Origin of the sequence: Flavobacterium bizetiae (assembly GCF_024271895.1) — a bacterium.
Taxonomy (GTDB): Bacteria; Bacteroidota; Bacteroidia; order Flavobacteriales; family Flavobacteriaceae; genus Flavobacterium; species Flavobacterium bizetiae.
The window spans coordinates 374463-394125 of record NZ_CP091861.1; the positions used below are offsets into that span (position 1 = coordinate 374463).

The following is a 19663-nucleotide window of genomic DNA, read 5'->3' on the forward strand; positions in this document are numbered from 1 at the left end:
TTATTTAAAAGCAGTAACAATTAATAATGCTAAACTAGCAAAAGCTGTACCTAGACCAGCCCATTCTCCTGCGCTCATTTTTTTTCTTTCAGGTTTTTCGGGAACTACAATTTGTGAATCTGGTTCCACTTTAGGGTAAGATCTAAAGAACAAAAAAGAAGTTGTTACATCAGCTTTTCCATTAGGGTAAATTATATAAGCTTTTCTTTTCCAGCCTTTACTATCAACTCCTCCAACAGAATTAATATAATATTTAAATCCCTTTCCGCTTCTATAGGGTATTTCCGACGTTAGCAAAACATTACCTGTTACCTTTACTCCTTCACTATAGATTGCAACTTCAATCTCGTCTCCAGGAAATAAAGTAACATTTGAGTAGTGATTTTTATCCTTTACTATTTTTTCCCAATTTACGGGAATTGTAACATATTTTAAATCCTCTTTTAACTTTTTACTCAACTTCTCTTTAAGCGTATCATTTTTAGATAAATTCAGGTCAATACGCTCTAATTGATCAATTTGTTCTTGTTTGATAGGTCTCTTAATTTTCATACCATCCAAATTCGCAATTGAAGTTAATCCTCCTGCTCTCATAACAACGTTATAAACTGTCTCTTTCTTATTCGCTAAAACATACTTACCCGGATAACTTACTGCACCCAATACTGACACCATCTCCGGTTTCTCATAGACAGCCATTCTGCGAATATTAATAACATCAAAAGGTTTTAAAACAAAGTTTTTGATCTGCTCGTTATTACCTGCTGTTATTTCAAGTTCAACTAATTCGATACGTTTTGGATCAGCGTCATCGATTACATCAGACTTAATCATTCTTGCAATTTCGACTCTTTTAGAAGCAGAACCTGTTAATCCCCCAACCTGAATAACTAAATCATTTAAAGTTAAATTTTCAAAATATTCATATTCGCCAGGATTTTTAACTTCACCATCAATAGTAATTTTATATTCTTCTCTAAAATCTAAAATAGAATATACCGTTACAATATCTTCTCTTTTTAATGCTATATCTGAATTTAAGTCTCCTGATAAGGCTGCCGATAAATCAACATTAACAATTTCTGTAGTTAAATCCGTTTTTAAACGAATAATTCGAGCTCTTTTTGTATAAGCATCTTCTTTAAGTCCTTCTGCTCTTGTAATAAGATCCGAAATTCGCATTCCTTCATTATAAGAGTAATAATCCGGTCTAAAAACTGCACCCTCGATTTTAATACGGTTCTCAAATCGATTTAAAATTTTAGTCACTCTAAAAACATCTCCAGATTGAGGCATATAAGAATTGTATTCACTTTCGTTTATATCATGCACTTTAAATTCTTTTCCTGTTTTCTGCATTACATTTACTGATGCAGTATAAGCAAATTCATTGAAACCGGATGCAAAATTCAATAAATCAGAAAACTTTTCTCCTTTTTTCATTTCAAAAATTCCGGGACGTTTTACTTCCCCTTCAACGGTAACTCTTTGGCTATACGCCGGAATTCGAATAACATCATTATCTTTCAAACTCACATTATCAGATTGATCACCCTTAACTAAAAACTTATAGATGTCTACATTTTTGTAAACTTTATTATTTCTAATTAATTCTATATTTCTGTAACTGCCGTTTTTCCCAGGTCCTCCCGCTAAATGCAAAGCATTATACACTGTTGCCAAAGAAGAAATAGAATAATTACCTGGCTGTTTTCCTCCTACAATAGTAATTTTAATGGTACGAATTCTACTTAAACTTACACTAACTTGTGATTGCCCGGAACCTACAGTACTATAAACTCTTGCAATAGCTGCTTTTATTTTTTGAGTAGCTGCTTCGATTGACATTCCTGAAACCGAAATTTGACCAACGTAATCTATCGTTATCTTTCCTTCTACGCTGACTGGAATACTGGCATTGTATTCCTGAACACCGTATACACTTACCTGCAATTCATCTCCTGGTCCCAAAACATAATTCATAGGAGTGGCTAACTTTAGATCCGGTTCAAAATTCAAAGTAGGGTTATCAAATAATTCAGAACCAAAGATTAAGGCATTTACTGAATCTTTTATTTTCTCGTTTTTAATCTTCTCCTGTTTTCTTCCAAACTCAGTATCTTTATCTACGATCTTTGGCTTATTCTCTTTATCTTTTGAATCGTCCTTTGAATTTTTCTTTTCATATTCATTAAGCTTAATTCTAAGCTTATTAAACTCCGTTTGAGTCATCCCTTTCGATAAAACCATTGACTCTACACTATCAATTGTTGCATTGTTGCTTTTTAATTGAGCACTAATTTTTGCTAAATCATCATCAGACAAATAATCTACTTTAACAGTACTTAAATCTTTAGATTTCAGTATGTCCTGAGCATTCGCATTAAATGATAATAATAAAATAAAAAGCAGCGTAAGAACGTATGTTATCTTTTTCATATGAAACTATAATTTAACCTGAAGTGTGGTGTAAATAAAATTGTTTATTGTTTATGAATATTGTTTTTGATAATACTCTTTATAAGATCCAGAGGTTACATTATGCAACCATTCTTCGTTATTAAGATACCAATTAATTGTTTTTTCCAAACCTTCTTCAAATGTAACTGAAGGTTTCCATCCTAATTCTTTATTAATTTTAGAAGCGTCTATTGCATAACGTAGATCATGACCAGGTCTGTCTTTTACATAAGTAATCAATTCCAGTGAAGTTCCCTCAGACCTTCCTAATTTTTTATCCATAATTTGGCATAATAGTTTTACCAAATCAATATTCTTCCATTCGTTAAAACCTCCAATATTATAGGTTTCATGATTTTTACCATCGTGAAAAACTAAATCTATCGCAATAGCATGATCTTCTACAAACAACCAGTCACGGGTATAATTACCATCTCCATAAACTGGTAATGGCTTATTATTGATGATATTATTTATAAAAAGAGGAATCAACTTTTCAGGAAAATGATACGATCCGTAATTATTAGAACAATTCGTTAAAACATAAGGCAAACCATAAGTTTCACCATAAGCTCTTACAAAGTGGTCAGAGCTTGCTTTAGAAGCTGAATAGGGAGAATTAGGATCATAAGAAGTAGTTTCTGTAAAAAGTCCTTCTGCTCCCAGCGAACCGTAAACTTCATCGGTGCTTATGTGATAGAAACGTTTTCCTTCAAAACTATTTTTCCATTGTTTTTTGGCCGCATTCAATAAATTCATCGTTCCAATAACATTTGTTCTCACAAATGCTAATGGATCTTCAATGGAACGATCAACATGAGATTCTGCTGCCAAATGTAAAATACCATCAAAATTATGCAATGAAAAAAGTTCATTGATAAAAGTTTCATCAACGATATCTCCCTTTATAAAAGTATAGTTTGATTGATTTTCAATATCTTTAATATTCTCAAGATTACCAGCATAAGTCAAAGCATCTAAATTGAAGATTTGATACTCAGGATATTTGTTTACAAAACGTCTTACTACGTGTGAACCAATAAAACCGGCACCGCCAGTGATAAGAATTTTTTTCATTTCAATTAGTTTAATAAATCTGAATTTATTTTTTCTAACTCACTATAGATATCCTTTACATCTTGTGAGTTTTCTTTTTGCAAAATTAAATTTGCTGTATCGGTGTACACGAAAATAGTGTTTTTTAATCCCAGAAAAGTAGTATGCTTACCAGAACCAATCACCATATTTCCATTTTTATCTATAGGATGTCCTTTTGAAACTAAATAATCATAAACAGACTCAAATGAGCCTAAATCTGACCATGAAAAAGCAGCAGGCACTACTTTTATTTTTTTGCTGCGTTCCATAACAGCATAATCAATACTAATTGAGGGAATTTCTAATGACAAATTTAAATCTAAAAATCCATTCTCACTTGCTTCCCAGACAGCTTTAGATTTTTCATATACATCTGGTTGAAATTGTCTCAATTCATCTAAAAGAACGCTCGCTTTAAAACAAAACATTCCACTATTCCACAAGAAGTTTCCTTTAGCAATAAATTCTTTAGCTGTAGTTTGATTTGGTTTTTCACGGAATGAAATTACATTATCTCCTTTTGACTCGATATAGCCATATCCTGTTTCTGGCTTTGTAGGGATAATTCCAAAAGTAACAATAAAACCATCCTGAGCTTTTGAAATAGCTTCATTAATTGCTTTATTATAATCTTCTATTTTATCAATAATATGATCTGATGGAGTTACAATTAAGATATCATCCGGATTTGACGCAAATGCCGCAAAAGCAATGGCAGCAGCAGTATTCCTTGGTGTTGCCTCCACTATATTCACATAAGAAGTTTTGGTTTTATCCATAACTTTTCCGCTTAAGTGATGATTATCTACATTCCCTACCACCATTACTTTATTTGCTAAATGACTGTTACGATCGACAGTTATTTCAAATAAAGATTTATTTTCAAAGATTTCAAGATATTGTTTAGGTTGGCTTTTTCTTGAAAGTGGCCATAATCTGCTTCCTACACCCCCAGTTAAAATAACGTGAGTTACTGATACTCCCATATAATATTATATTTTTTTTAATTGTTTTTCAGCAACCTCTTTTCTAAGATTACTACTTGAAAATCGATGATCTCTAACATTAAAGTATAATGTTATTCCTTTTTGCTCACAATAATCACGCCCCGTAAAATTTTTCTCGCGATATTCATCACCAATAATACGTACATCTATTTTAAAGGAACGTAAAATATCTTCCAGATCTTGCTCGGTTGCATAAGGAACAATTTCATCTACAAATTTGCAGCCTTTTAATTGTATATATCTTTCTACTACTGTTTGCGAAGGACTGTTTTTTTCAGGACGATCAAGTGTTGGATCTGTTTGCAAACCTACTATCAAATAATCGCATTCTCTTTTTGCTTCTTCTAACATTTTAATATGTCCAGCATGCAGTAAATCAAAAGCACTAAAAGTTATTCCTACTTTCATAATTTAAAATTAAAGTCTATTATCAGCTATACTGCCCAAAACTCCTTTTACATCGTATAATAAACTATTTTCTTTTTGCAACTCTGAGAAATTTAATTCTAAAAATTCGTGATGAGAGACTCCCAGAACAATTGCGTCAAATTTATTATTTGGCACTTTCTCAATTGTTACTAAATTATATTCTTTTTTTACATCATTCGCATTAGCCAATGGATCAAATATGGTTACTAGAATTCCGTATTCTTTTAATGCTTTTACAACATCAACAATTTTTGTATTACGAACATCCGGACAATTTTCTTTAAAAGTAATTCCAAGCATCAAAAGACTTGCTCCATTAACAGAAATTCCTTTTTTGATCATCAACTTTACTATTTGCGAAGCAACATATTCTCCCATGCTGTCATTCAAACGTCGTCCTGCCAAAATTATTTCGGGATGGTAACCAAATTCCTGAGCTCTTTGCGCTAAATAATAAGGATCAACACCAATACAATGCCCTCCTACTAATCCTGGTTTAAAAGGTAAAAAGTTCCATTTTGTTGAAGCGGCAGCTAGTACTTCCTGTGTATCAATATTCATTAAGTTGAATATTTTAGCAAGTTCATTTACAAAAGCGATATTAATATCTCTTTGTGAATTTTCAATAACTTTTGCAGCTTCGGCGACTTTTATACTTGGTGCTAAATGTGTTCCGGCAGTAATTACGGATTTATATAAAGCATCGACTCTTAATCCAATTTCAGGTGTTGAACCTGAAGTCACTTTTAAGATTTTTTCGACTGTATGTTCTTTGTCTCCCGGGTTTATTCTTTCAGGAGAATATCCCGCAAAGAAATCTTCATTAAATTTTAATCCCGAAACTTTTTCTAAAACAGGAACACATTGTTCTTCGGTAACACCTGGATAAACAGTTGATTCATAAATAACAATATCTCCTTTTTTTAATATTTTACCTACTGACTCGCTTGATTTATATAAAGGAGTCAAGTCAGGACGATTATTTTTATCTACCGGAGTAGGAACTGTCACTATAAAATAATTACAATCTGCTATATCATTTAAAGAACTTGTACAATATAATCCAACTTCAGCATTCGAATTATCTACTAAAACAGCTTGTAAAGTAGCATCATCAACTTCTAATGTTGTGTCTGTACCTGATTTTAAAGAAGCTATTCTTGATTCATTTATATCAAAACCTACAACTGAATATTTAGTAGCAAATAATCTGGCCAAAGGTAGCCCAACGTAACCTAAACCTATAATGGCTATTTTTACATTTTCGCTCAATTTGTAATCTTTTTTATCTATTTCAGTCATAATAATTCACGGCTTCGCCTCTCTGAGTCACAAAGATTTGACACAGATATTCTAAAATCATTTTCGGCAAATATAACATATTAAGTCAATTTATTCAATACGGTTTCCCGTAATACAGAAAAAACAAACAAATAAACATTAATGCTAAGCACCAACACTCTATCAATCAGTATGTAAAAATTTACCTTATAAAAAAAACAGAAAATAAAATCTCTATTTGGAGAAATTTTACCTTCTGTTTATTACCAATAGTTACACAATATAACTACATTATTTATATTTTATTTTAAGGACACACCCTAAAGATTCTAAAACTAACGTATAATAAGTATTCGATATTTCCTGAACTATTGCATCCTGATTACTAAAAGCTCCGGATTCTAATTTTATACGATCACCAACCTGAATAGAAGTCACCGTAACATCACTTAAATTAGGAGCTGCCAGACTCGTTTTTATGATTTTAATTTCTTCATCGCGAACAATAGCTGGTTTTCCCAACCAAAACAAATATCGAACCACTCCTGAAATCTGAAAAACTGAATTTCGATCAGTATCTTCTAGCTGAACAAAAACATAGGAGTTAAAAAGCGGCACTTCAACCTTTTTCTTTCTATCTGTCCATTGTTTAATTTGAATTATTAATGGACAGTAACACTCAATTCCAATTTCATTAAGTTTTTCCGCAACTTTTTTCTCCCACTTGGGTTTTGTATACACTACATACCAATTCTTCATTTTTCTTTTTATTGAAATAAACTTTAAACCAATCTTCCCTTATTCATTTCATATTAAATTTCACTTCAATACTTTTTGCAATTAAGAACCTATTCCTTTATAAATGAAGCCTATTGATTCTAATTCTTTTGCATTCAGAATATTTCTTCCGTCAAAAAGAAAAGCTGGTTTATGCATCGAATCATAAATTTTTTGCCAATCATAGGTAGTAAACTCATCCCATTCTGTTAGAATAGCAATAGCATGAGATCCTTTACAGGCTTCATAAGCATTATCAAATATTGACAAGGCTTTACTATTTGCTTCCACTGTTCTGGTTTCTAAATAATCTAAATCACTTAGCATTTTATTTCTGGAAACTTTCGGATCATAAACAGAAATTTTAGCCTGTTCGTTAATCAAATCATCAGCTACATATATAGCAGCAGATTCTCTGGTATCATTTGTATCTTTTTTGAAAGCCCATCCTAAAAATGTAATTTTCTTATCAGCAACTGTATTATAAAGGGTTTGAACTATTTTATTAGAAAACCTTCTTTTTTGATGATCGTTCATTATAATTACCTGCTCCCAATAATCGGCTACTTCATTTAATCCGTATGATTTTGCAATGTAAACTAAATTAAGAATGTCTTTTTGAAAACAAGAGCCTCCAAAACCAACAGATGCTTTTAGAAATTTAGGTCCAATCCTGCTATCCATTCCAATAGCTTTTGCAACTTCATTAACATCAGCCCCTGTTTTTTCGCACAATTCAGACATGGCATTGATAGATGAAATACGCTGTGCCAAAAATGCATTTGCAGTTAACTTAGAAAGTTCAGAAGACCAAACATTTGTCGTTAGGATTTTATCTTTACTAACCCAATTCGCATAAACATCAACTAAAGCATTAATTGCTTCTTCTCCTTCCGGCGTTGTATCTCCTCCAATTAAAATTCTATCCGGATTTAATAAATCAGTTACAGCAGTACCTTCGGCTAAAAATTCAGGATTCGATAAAATTTGAAATTGAACTCCATTTCCTGTATTATCCAAAATGCTTTTTATAGCTTCAGCAGTACGAACAGGTAAAGTTGATTTCTCTACAACAATTTTATTCTGCTTTGCTACTTTAGCAATTTGTCTTGCGCAAAGTTCTATATATTTTAAATCGGCAGCCATACCTTTTCCTTTTCCGTAAGTCTTAGTTGGCGTGTTTACAGATATAAAAATTACTTGCGCTTCATCAATAGCTTTTTCTACTTCTGTAGAAAAGAAAAGATTTCTTCCTCTTGCTTCTGCAACTATTCCTGAAAGTCCCGGTTCGTAAATCGGAATATTATCTGTATTTGGATCGTTCCAATCTTTAATTCTTTGTTCGTTTAAATCAACAACAGTGACTTGAATATGTGGGCATTTTTGAGCAATTACTGCCATTGTCGGACCTCCAACATAACCTGCACCAATGCAACAAATTTTTGTAATTTTCATTTAATTTACTATTATCTTGAACCTTATTTTATTTTAAATTTTTCCAATACCAGCTTACCGCTTCTTTTAATCCATCTTGTAATGAATATTTAGGATCATATCCTAAAATTGTTTTTGCTTTCTCTATACTGGCTAAAGAATGCGGAATATCACCTGCTCTGTTTGCACCATAAACAATCTCTACATCTGCTATTTTAGCATCAAATTCAGAGAGATAATCTTTTAAATAACCTACCAGATCGTTTAATGTATTGCGATCGCCAAATGCGGTATTGTAAACCGTATTTACAGCTTCTGGATTTTTATTAGTCATTGCCAATTCGTTCATCTGAATTACATTGTCTATATAAGTAAAATCACGAGAATAATTTCCATCTCCATTAATTACCGGACTTTCATAATTCATTAATTGAGTAACAAACTTTGGAATTACCGCCGCATACGCACCATTTGGATCTTGCTTTCTTCCAAAAACATTGAAATATCGCAAACCAATCGTCTCTAAGCCATAAGTTCTACTGAAAATTTCAGCATACAATTCGTTTACATATTTTGTAATTGCGTATGGCGATAATGGTTTACCAATAACATCTTCTACTTTTGGCAATCCTTGAGAATCTCCATAAGTTGAAGAACTTGCTGCATATACAAAACGTTTTACCTTTGCATCGCGAGCAGCCACTAACATATTTAGAAAACCCGAAACATTAACATCATTCGTCGTAATAGGATCATTAATAGATCTGGGAACAGAGCCTAAAGCTGCTTGATGCAAAACATAATCAACTCCATCTACCGCTAAATTACAATCAGCAATATTTCGAATATCACCCTCGATTAATCTATAGTTTGGGTCATGTATAAAATCTTTTAAATTATGACGGTGTCCTGTAGAAAAATTATCAAGACAAACTACTTTATGCCCCAATCCTAAAAAATACTCAGACAAATTTGAACCAATAAAACCCGCTCCGCCAGTTATTAAAATTGTATTTTGAGTTGATGTTTTCATTATTGCGAATTATTTTTTCTTGAATTTATTCAAAATTTCTTTCCAGAAACTTAATTTATCTCCTTCATCATGATAACCGTTTGAATAAGCTCCATAACCGTACCCATATCCATAAGCCGTGCCATATTTCGCTTTATTCTCATAACCATTTAAAATAATACTCGCGTTTGCAAGTTCACCTCGTTGCACTCTGGTATTTAGCAACGTGATCATATCTTTTTTAGTATAATTTTGTCTTACTATATAAAGTGTAACATCAGCATATTGTGCTAATTCCAATGCATCAGATACCAATCCGACTGGAGGTGTATCCAGAATGATATAATCATAATGTTGTTTTAGTTCTGTAATTAATTCTCCCATTGCATCGCTCAAAATCAATTCTGACGGATTTGGAGGTATTGGCCCTGAAAGGATAACGTCAAGATTAGGAATTTGAGTCGTGTTTATAATTTCAGCTAAACTATTTTGTTTAATTAAATAATTCACCACTCCTATTTGATTTTTCAATCCAAACTCATCTGCCAATCTTGGCTTTCTTAGGTCTAAACCAATAATTACGGTTTTCTTTTCGCTTAAAGCAAAAACGGTCGCGATATTTATCGAACAAAATGTTTTTCCTTCACCACTTATAGACGAAGTGATCATTAATGTTTTTGAACCGCTTACTTGTTGTTTTTTATACAAAAACTGCAACGAAGAACGAATCGTTCTAAAAGCTTCTGAAAGTGCTGACTTGGGCTTATCAAAAACAGCTAAATTCAGAGAATCTTTATTAACTCCAACGACACCAATTAATGGTATTTGAGTTAATTTACTAATATCCTCAGTATTTTGAATTGAATTATTGACAAAGAAAATTCCGAAAATAAATAATAAAGGTACTAAGGTTCCTAAGAATAAAGCCAGAATATAATTTACAGAAGTTTTAGGACCAATTAATCCTCCACCAATATCCTTTGCAGGATCAATAAAATGGAGGTCAGATAAATTTGAGGCTTTAACAATCTCCGCCTCATTTCTTTTCTTCAAAAATTCATTATAAATATTGTCACTTAAATCATATTTTCTCTGAATCTTCAGCAATTCCTGTTGTTCTTCCGGAAGTCTTTTTACGGTACTTTCGGCCTGACCAATTTTAGCGTTTACCATTGCTAAATCTGTCATTAAAGATCCTTTTGCTGAAGCTATATTTTCTAACAAAACATTTTTAACAGCCTGCATTTGGTTATCAAAATCTTTAAAGATTTTATCACTTTTTACCGCATAAGCCATTTCTGATCTCTGAGTTGAAAGCGCTATTAATTTTGAAACATTAACAACAACATTGGGATCTTCTATTCCTGCAACAGAAGGTGCTGGTAATCTTGAGTAATCGACACTATTGTTTAAATATGATTTTAAAGAATTATAGTAAGATATTTTTCTCGTGATCTGATCTCTTTCGACATCAAAATCCATTATTTTATCTGAAACTTTTTCTCCGCCACCTTCAATTTCATAAATATTTTTATCTTTTCTAAAGGTTTTGAGTTCACTTCCCGTTTCTTTCAATTGCGACTCCATTGCAACCAGTGTACTATCGATAAACCGTATGGTATTGTTTGCAAATTGATTTTTACCATCAAGCTGAAGTTTGATTAACATTTTTACGGTTGCATTCAAATACTCCACCATTCTGGCTTTATTTGTTCCTTGCATCGATAATGTTAATATCGACCCGCCTTTATCATCAGAACTAACATTCACTCCTCTATAACCTGATACAGTACCATCAAAATCATTAAATTTTATAAAATATTCATTCCCTGTATACATTCCGGGATTGTCATTTATTTGTATCTTTAAATTTAAAAAAGGCAAAGAAACCTGTTCTCCTACTTTATATTTCTTTACAAATTCTGTTGGCTGAACAGCGGTATTGCTATAAGTATTATTAGAATAGGTGATTAATGAAACCGAATTATTTTCGAAAGGGATTCGAATTTCATACTCGTTAGCACTTAAAAATTTAATGCTAATCAAAGTATTAGCCAATTGACCTTTTGATTTATCAATTACAACATAAAAAGGAACTGCGCCGTAAGAATCTACTAAATTGTATTTTCCTTGTGTAAGATAATCGATGTAAAACTGTAATTTATCTACAACCAATTCATTATGAGATCGAGATTGTATTATTGTCGAAATTCCGTTTACCTGATCTGAAACTCCTCCCCAATTAAAAACCAAACTGGTATTTGACGTAAAAAACGGGTTTCTTTCTTCTTTGATAGAAACCATCGTTTGCATAGCATAAATTTTTTCTTTTCGAATATTTACCTGATATGCAATTGTAAAAGCAATAATTAAACTAGCTAAAAACCATTTCCAATAACTTAGAATCTTCAATAAGAATCCTTTAAAATCAAAATTTGAATGATTTTCAAAAATGGAAAAATCTTTTATATCTAACATTTTTTGAATTTAGTTTTAGTTTTTAAGCAATAGGAAGACTGTTGTAGCAAGCGACAAAACAGTAATAATGGTAGTAATAGATTCTATACCTGTTTTTCCTGTTCCCCAGGTTTTTTGTTTAAGTGGTTTTACATAAACATAATCATTGGGTTGCAAATAAAAATAAGGTGATTTTATTACATTAACATCTGTTAAATCGATATCATGCATTTGTACACCTGTTGGGGTTTGACGAATTATTGTTACCTCTTTTCTATTTCCTGTAATTGTTATATCGCCGGCATTTGCGATGGCCTCCAGAATATTTACATGTTCCTGAAACAATGTTTTAGTTCCTGTACTTCCTACCTCACCATTTATTGTATATCTAAAACCTGCTAATTTTACAGTAACAAAAATATTTGCCTCTTTTTTAAAATATTCTTCCAGTAATTTTTTTTCAATAGTAACCCGAACTTCTTCAAGGGTATATCCTATCACATTAATCTCTCCTAAAATTGGCATTCTGATATTACCATGATCATCAACAGTAAATCCGTTAAAATATAATGTTGACTCAGATTTTCCTGCCCCTGCTTCTGTTGTATTAAAGATTGAAACTAATTTAGGATCAATAGCTTTTATATCGACGCTTAAAATATCATTTACCTGTAATCTGTAAGGTTTAGATTCTACTGCAGCAATATTATTTTGTTCTACTGAACTGTTTTTATCCTGCAAATAGGTTAAGTCTTTTACCGGAATACAGGATGTAAACAACACACTAATTAACAGTAATATATAAAAGCCGTTTTTTGTCATTATTGAAATTTTATCGCAAATATAGCTTTTCCTTTAATCTTCAGAAAATCTAACCTTTATTTGGGTTTATTTAATTGTTTTTGAAAGTTTTTTCGAACGGAACGCGATGTAAAATACTTCTTCCGAGTGTAATTTCGTCTGCATATTCTAATTCATCACCCACAGATATACCTCTTGCAATGGTTGAAATTATAATTTCTGATTCTGCAATTTGTTTATAAATGTAGAAATTGGTTGTATCTCCTTCCATTGTAGAGCTTAATGCAAAAATAATTTCCACTACTTTGCCTGCTTTTACTTTTTCGACCAAAGTCGAAATGTTTAACTGACTTGGCCCAACACCTTCGATTGGAGAAATTTTTCCACCCAAAACATGATAAATCCCTTTGTACTGGCCTGTATTTTCAATCGCCATTACGTCGCGAATATCTTCTACTACACAAATGGTCTGATGGTTTCGCGCTAAATTTGCACAAATCTCACAAACTTTTGTATCTGAAATGTTATGGCAACTTTCACAAAATTTAATATCCTCACGCATATTTAATAATGCATGAGATAAAAAGCCTGTTTGTTCTTTTGGCTGTTTTAATAAATGCAACACCAATCGCAATGCCGTACGCTTACCAATTCCAGGTAATTGCGACATTTCGTTGACTGCTTTTTCTATTAATTTTGATGAAAATTCCATGACGACAAAAGTAATATTTTTAATGGTTTAGTAGACTTGGTGGCAACTAAATTCAATATGATCGAGAATACTAATTATAGATACAAAAGGGTCTTTCTAGCCCAGATGGTAACGGCATCCTTTTGTGGTGGGGTTCACCACAAAAGATATAGTGGACAGCTGGAAATAGCTCCTAAAAATTTTAATATTGATTTGTAGCCAATAAAACCAAAGTACAAGCAACTTCTGCTTTAATATTGTTCAATTCTAATAATTGATATAATTCCGGATTTTCGGTGCCTGGATTAAAAACTACACGTTTTGGCTGTGCTTCGATTATATAATTGTAGTAATCTCGCTGACGTGCAGGATTTAAATATAAAGTTACTGTATCTATGTTTTTTACAGGAATTGCTTTGGTCTGAATTTTTACACCTGCAACTTCTCCTGTATTTTGACCAATTGCCAAAACGGTATGTCCTTTTTCGACTAACATATTTATGGCTCTATAAGCGTAACGATCTGGTTTTGTGGTTGCACCCAGAACTAAGGTTTTTTTATTTTTCATCATTTTTAAATATGCTACAAAAGTAATCAAAAAGTACGAGCTTATTTTAGCTTATTGATTTAGTTACAAGAACAATTAAAATAATATCCTAACAAGAATTTGCTTTCATATCTTAAAAAATAACTATTTTTACTTCATTAACTAAAATTACATGGATTTATTCATTTATCTATTTGCTGCTCTTTTTTCGGTATTAAATCCAATTGGTACAGTGCCCATTTTTGTTGGACTTACGCAACATGATTCTCAGGAAGAGCGTGCCAGAATTTCGCTTTGGACAGCCATAAACGTTTTTATCATTTTACTCGTTTCTTTTTTTATTGGTCAATATGTTCTGAGTTTTTTTGGAATCAGTATTGATGCGCTTCGTATTGCAGGCGGAATTGTAATTGTCAATTCTGGCTTTTCGTTACTTTCCGGAAAAATCAATAAAAAACGAGGAATCAATAAAAAGGTAGAAACAGATGCTCAGCAACGTAATGATATTGCACTAACTCCGCTAGCGATACCAATGTTGGCAGGACCGGGATCAATTTCTTTGCTTATTGCATTTTATCAGGAACATCACGGAATGGAAGAAATTATCATTTCGACTTTGGCAATTTTAGCTATTGCAGTTGCAATTTTTGCCATTTTGAAAAGTGCACATTATTTAGCCCGAATATTAGGGGCTTCAGGAATTGTGGCTATTTCGAGAATTGTTGGTTTTATAGTAATTTCTATCGGAATTCAATATATTGTGAGTTCTATCATTAATATCGTTAAAGGAAATTTGATGTAACTCATTTAAAATATTTAAATAAAAAAAATCCAAATTCCAAAAACTGAATATCTCAGTCTGGAATTTGGATTTTTTTATTTGAATTTTCTAAAACTTAACTTCTTGGCAAAAACACTTCAGCCATCATGCATCTTGCGCTTCCACCTCCGCAGGCTTCAATCGTATCAAGGCTTGAACTTAAAATTTCGGCATGATTTTCTAATTGAGTGATTTGTTTTGGAGTTAGACTTTGATGTGCCGATGCACTCATAACGATATACTTCTTATCATTTGTTCCTCGAACTTCTAACATATTACCAGCAAAATTATTTACTTGAGCTTCGGTAATCAGAATAACTTCTTTTTTATCGGCTTTTAGATTTTCAAGAACCATTTTGCGTTCTTTTTTGTCATCTATAGAATCGGCACAGATAACAGCAAAAGTTTCGCCTAAACACATCATAACATTAGTATGATAGATTAATTTACGTTCTCCATCAACAGTTTGGAAAGCTTCAAAAATAACAGGAGCATAATCAAAGTCTTCACAAAATTCGATAAATAATTCTTCATCAGCGCGTGGAGACAATGCGCAATACGCTTTTGCATTAGCACGATCTAAAAGTAAACTTCCGGTTCCTTCAAGAAAAAAACCATCTTCTTCTGCCGATGTGTAATCCATTATGTTATTAATCTCAAAACCTTTGTCTTCAAGAGTATCTAAAATATCTTCACGACGTTCGTGGCGACGATTTTCTGCAAACATTGGATAAAGGGCCACATCTCCATTTTCATGAAAGGAAACCCAGTTGTTTGGAAAAATACTATCTGGCGTATCTGTTTCTAATGTATCGTCTATCACCGTAACATCAACTCCAACAGCTCTTAATTTTTCAACGAAAGTATCAAATTCCTGCTGTGCTTTTGCATTTACAGTACTTGGCAAAAGTCCGTCTAATACTTTTTGGTAATAATTATTTACAGCAGTTTGCTCATTCATTCTAAAAGCAACTGGCCGAATCATTACTATTGCATTTGTCGTTTGTTTCATTTTCTATATTTTTATTTTGTTTCAGATTTCAAATTTTAAGTTACAACAAACGCGGAACCTGAAACAAAGAATTTAATCTCTAATTAATGGCAAAGTTGAACATCTCAATAAACCTTCCTGCTTTGCAATCTCGGCATAAGGAATTTCTTCAACGATAAAACCGTTTGCACGTAGCCAATTGTTTAATCTGGTAAAGTTTTTTTCTGAAACTACTACATTTTCGTCTATAGAAAACACATTAGAAAACATATTGTACATTTCGTTTCTTTCGATATGAAATAAGTTTTCTTTCCCAAAAAGATTAACTAAATACATATAATCAGCTTCTTCACGGAAACCTCTTTTATAAATAATTCCTTTATCTTTTCCAACAGGCTGAAAACAACAGTCAAGGTGCAACGCATTATCACGAGCTTCGATTTTAGATTTAACCAAATCGAATTCTTTTACAATTTTATTAGGAAATAATTCTTTTATAAAATTAACACCGTGCATATTTGTACGCGCTGTAATATAATCTTTATAGTCACTTCCTTTATAAGTTCCGATAAAAACATGATCATTCCAAAGCATAACATCACCACCTTCAATATGAACTTCTTCCGGAGGACGAACTACTTTTAAAGGATCCATCTGATCAATTATATATTGAATGGCATCTAACTCGCGCTCTCTATCAGGAAGAATATTGGATTTTACAAATGTATCATCTATAACGAAACCTATATCTCTCGCAAAAATCTGATTGTAATTTTCAATCATTTCAGGACGATATACTTTTACATCATACTTTTGAAATACAGCATTAAAAGCGTCCATTTCAGCAATCATATCTTTTTCGACAGGATAAGTTCCCGCTTTAATATGTTCCAAAGATTTAGGATCATAGGCTTCATCTAAAGATGGAGTTGGCCCATTATGAACAGCAGAACCCAAAACCACAGCACGCAGTCTCGACGTTTCGTTCTTTATATTTAATTGCAACATAACTTTATTATATTTTGGCCAAAGATAAAAAAAGCTTCACAGTTAAGTGAAGCTTTAAAATATTTTTATTTGTTCGACTTAAAGTCTCTCAACGGGTGCCCAGTATAAATTTGTCTTGGTCGACCAATTGGTTCTTTATTCTCACGCATTTCTTTCCATTGTGCAATCCATCCTGGTAATCTACCAATAGCAAACATTACTGTAAACATATCTGTAGGAATACCTAAAGCTCTGTATATAATTCCAGAATAGAAATCTACGTTTGGATATAAGTTTCTTGATTTGAAGTAATCATCTTCTAAAGCTGCTGTTTCTAATTTTTTAGCGATCTCTAAAATAGGATCTTCAACTCCTAGAGTTTCTAAAACTTCTTTAGCTGCTTTTTTGATTATTTTAGCTCTTGGATCAAAGTTTTTATAAACTCTATGACCAAATCCCATTAAACGGAATGGATCATTTTTATCTTTCGCTTTCGCTAAAAATTTATCAGTATCTCCACCGTCTTTATTGATTTCTTCTAACATTTCAAGTACTGCTTGATTTGCACCTCCGTGAAGAGGTCCCCAAAGCGCAGAAACACCAGCAGAGATAGAAGCAAATAAACCAGCATGAGATGAACCTACCATTCTTACTGTAGATGTAGAACAGTTTTGCTCGTGATCTGCATGAAGAATAAATAATTTATCTAATGCAGCTACAATAACCGGATTAGCTGAGTAAGGTCCTGTAGGCAATTTAAACATTAATTGCATAAAGTTTTCTACGTAACCTTGTGTATTGTCATAGTAGTTTAACGGATAACCCATAGTTTTTCTATAAGTCCAGGTTGCAATTACAAGAAATTTACCCATTGTTTTACAAATGGCTTCGTACATTTCTTTTTCATTTTCAACGTTTACCGCTTTTGGATTAAATGCTGTTAAAGCACTTGTTAAAGCAGAAAGAACTCCCATTGGGTGAGCCGTTTTTGGAAAACCATCAATGATATTTTTCATCTCTTCGTTTACCAAAGTATGTTTTTTAATACCATTTTCGAACTGCTCTAATTGTTGAGCTGTTGGCAATTCACCAAAAATTAAAAGATAAGATACTTCTAAAAAATTAGCTTTTTCAGCTAAATCTTCGATGGAATATCCTCTGTAACGCAAAATTCCTAATTCTCCGTCTAAGAATGTGATTTCACTTTTACAAGAACCAGAATTTTTATATCCCGGATCTAAAGTAATAATACCAGTTAAATCACGTAATTTGTTAATATCGATAGCTGATTCATTTTCGCTTCCTGTAATTACCGGAAGTTCAATTTTTTGACCATCTACTTCTAATGTAGCTATTTTTGACATAATATATCGGAAATAAATCTTTAAAATAATAATTTATCAAATCTAAGGAATTTAAGACTAATTAAAAAAAGAATACTGCTATGAATTTGTTAAAACTCCAAAAAAAAACCATTCGTGTAAACGAATGGTTTAATTTTAATATATAACTCTTACAATTATTTAATCTTGAAAGCGTTTAATCCCGGGAAATAAGCAGTACTTCCTAACTCTTCTTCAATTCTTAATAATTGGTTGTATTTTGCCATACGATCAGAACGAGAAGCAGAACCTGTCTTAATTTGACCACAGTTTAAAGCTACTGCTAAATCAGCAATTGTATTATCTTCAGTTTCTCCAGAACGGTGAGACATTACAGATGTATAACCTGCATTTTTAGCCATATTTACAGCTGCAATAGTTTCTGTTAAAGTACCAATTTGGTTTACTTTTACAAGGATTGAATTTGCAATTCCTTTTTCGATTCCAGTTGATAAACGTTCAACATTAGTAACGAACAAATCATCACCTACTAATTGCACTTTGTGTCCAATTTTTTCAGTTAAATATTTCCATCCATCCCAGTCATCTTCATACATACCATCTTCGATAGAGATAATTGGATATTTAGCAGCAAGTTCAGCTAAATAATCAGCTTGCTCTTCTGAAGTTCTGATTTTTCCAGTTTCTCCTTCAAATTTTGTATAATCGTATTTACCGTTTACATAAAATTCAGAAGCAGCACAGTCAAGAGCAATTACAATTTCGTCACCAAAAGTGTATCCTGCTTTTTCAACAGCTAATTTAATAGTATCTAAAGCATCTTCAGTACCACCAGCCAAGTTTGGAGCAAAACCACCCTCGTCACCAACAGCAGTACTTAAACCTCTGTCATGTAACACTTTTTTCAAACTGTGAAAAATTTCAGTTCCCATTTGCATAGCATGTGAAAATGAAGTCGCTTTTACAGGGAAAATCATAAATTCTTGAAATGCGATAGGAGCATCTGAGTGAGAACCTCCGTTGATGATATTCATCATTGGTACAGGTAATGTATTAGCAGAAACACCACCAACATATCTGTATAAAGGTAATCCAAGTTCGTTTGCAGCAGCTTTTGCAGCAGCCAAAGAAACTCCTAAGATAGCATTAGCTCCTAATTTAGATTTATTAGGTGTACCATCTAAATCAATCATTAATTGATCAATTGTGTTTTGTTCGAAAACAGAAGTTCCAACTAATTCTTCAGCAATAACAGTATTTACATTGTTCACTGCATTCAAAACTCCTTTTCCTAAGAAAGCTTTTCCTCCGTCACGTAATTCAACAGCCTCATGTTCTCCAGTTGATGCTCCAGAAGGAACAGCAGCTCTACCTAAAACTCCATTCTCAGTAATTACATCAACTTCAATAGTAGGATTACCTCTCGAATCAAAAATTTGTCTTGCGTGAACTTTTATTATAATACTCATTATTTTTGTTTTTTATTAATAAATTATAAATATTTTTCGAAATTATAAAAATATTCAAT

Annotated in this window: 17 protein-coding genes; 1 reads left to right on the plus strand and 16 read right to left on the minus strand. The window is 32.3% G+C overall.

The window, feature by feature from the left end; genetic code table 11:
* The 12 genes from L0669_RS01770 to L0669_RS01825 all read right to left on the minus strand — a co-directional run bounded on the left by L0669_RS01770 (position 1) and on the right by L0669_RS01825 (position 14015).
* Positions 1-2439, minus strand: coding sequence for an SLBB domain-containing protein (locus L0669_RS01770; RefSeq protein ID WP_263760895.1), 2439 nt, complete (start codon positions 2437-2439; stop codon positions 1-3).
* 51 nt (positions 2440-2490) lie between these two features.
* Positions 2491-3537: a dTDP-glucose 4,6-dehydratase gene (rfbB, locus tag L0669_RS01775; RefSeq protein ID WP_263760896.1), complete on the minus strand. Its 1047-nt coding sequence runs from the start codon at positions 3535-3537 to the stop codon at positions 2491-2493.
* A gap of 5 nt (positions 3538-3542) precedes the next feature.
* On the minus strand, positions 3543-4544 hold the full coding sequence (locus L0669_RS01780) for a mannose-1-phosphate guanylyltransferase (RefSeq protein ID WP_263760897.1): 1002 nt from the start codon (positions 4542-4544) through the stop codon (positions 3543-3545).
* A gap of 6 nt (positions 4545-4550) precedes the next feature.
* On the minus strand, positions 4551-4973 hold the full coding sequence (locus L0669_RS01785) for an adenylyltransferase/cytidyltransferase family protein (RefSeq protein WP_071635216.1): 423 nt from the start codon (positions 4971-4973) through the stop codon (positions 4551-4553).
* A 9-nt stretch (positions 4974-4982) separates the two neighbouring features.
* A complete protein-coding gene (locus L0669_RS01790) occupies positions 4983-6296 on the minus strand; it encodes a nucleotide sugar dehydrogenase (RefSeq protein WP_263760899.1) in 1314 nt (437 codons plus the stop codon).
* A gap of 270 nt (positions 6297-6566) precedes the next feature.
* On the minus strand, positions 6567-7034 hold the full coding sequence (locus tag L0669_RS01795) for a UpxY family transcription antiterminator (protein WP_263760901.1): 468 nt from the start codon (positions 7032-7034) through the stop codon (positions 6567-6569).
* Between the two features lie 81 nt (positions 7035-7115).
* Entirely contained in the window at positions 7116-8507 is a 1392-nt protein-coding gene (locus tag L0669_RS01800) for a UDP-glucose 6-dehydrogenase (RefSeq protein ID WP_263760903.1), read from the minus strand.
* A 28-nt stretch (positions 8508-8535) separates the two neighbouring features.
* Complete coding sequence (locus tag L0669_RS01805; RefSeq protein WP_263760905.1) at positions 8536-9519, minus strand: SDR family oxidoreductase; 984 nt, start codon at positions 9517-9519, stop codon at positions 8536-8538.
* 9 nt (positions 9520-9528) lie between these two features.
* Positions 9529-11976 (minus strand): exopolysaccharide transport family protein, encoded by a 2448-nt coding sequence (locus L0669_RS01810; RefSeq protein ID WP_263760906.1) that lies wholly within the window; start codon positions 11974-11976, stop codon positions 9529-9531.
* Between the two features lie 15 nt (positions 11977-11991).
* On the minus strand, positions 11992-12777 hold the full coding sequence (locus L0669_RS01815; RefSeq protein ID WP_263760907.1) for a polysaccharide biosynthesis/export family protein: 786 nt from the start codon (positions 12775-12777) through the stop codon (positions 11992-11994).
* Between the two features lie 70 nt (positions 12778-12847).
* Positions 12848-13468 (minus strand): recombination mediator RecR, encoded by a 621-nt coding sequence (recR, locus tag L0669_RS01820; protein WP_263760908.1) that lies wholly within the window; start codon positions 13466-13468, stop codon positions 12848-12850.
* 181 nt (positions 13469-13649) lie between these two features.
* Positions 13650-14015 (minus strand): CoA-binding protein, encoded by a 366-nt coding sequence (locus tag L0669_RS01825; protein WP_263763895.1) that lies wholly within the window; start codon positions 14013-14015, stop codon positions 13650-13652.
* A 151-nt stretch (positions 14016-14166) separates the two neighbouring features.
* Here L0669_RS01825 and L0669_RS01830 point away from each other — a divergent pair, with 151 nt between their 5' ends.
* Positions 14167-14796: a MarC family NAAT transporter gene (locus L0669_RS01830; protein ID WP_263760911.1), complete on the plus strand. Its 630-nt coding sequence runs from the start codon at positions 14167-14169 to the stop codon at positions 14794-14796.
* 94 nt (positions 14797-14890) lie between these two features.
* On the opposite strand, the gene ctlX is transcribed toward L0669_RS01830, so the two are convergent.
* The 4 genes from ctlX to eno form a co-directional block, all read right to left on the minus strand.
* A complete protein-coding gene (gene ctlX / locus L0669_RS01835; RefSeq protein WP_263760913.1) occupies positions 14891-15826 on the minus strand; it encodes a citrulline utilization hydrolase CtlX in 936 nt (311 codons plus the stop codon).
* A 72-nt stretch (positions 15827-15898) separates the two neighbouring features.
* Entirely contained in the window at positions 15899-16813 is a 915-nt protein-coding gene (locus tag L0669_RS01840; protein ID WP_263760915.1) for a dimethylarginine dimethylaminohydrolase family protein, read from the minus strand.
* A 65-nt stretch (positions 16814-16878) separates the two neighbouring features.
* Complete coding sequence (locus L0669_RS01845) at positions 16879-18156, minus strand: citrate synthase (RefSeq protein ID WP_173971570.1); 1278 nt, start codon at positions 18154-18156, stop codon at positions 16879-16881.
* A gap of 155 nt (positions 18157-18311) precedes the next feature.
* Positions 18312-19604 (minus strand): phosphopyruvate hydratase, encoded by a 1293-nt coding sequence (gene eno, locus L0669_RS01850; protein WP_263760917.1) that lies wholly within the window; start codon positions 19602-19604, stop codon positions 18312-18314.
* Between the last annotated feature and the right edge of the window lie 59 nt (positions 19605-19663).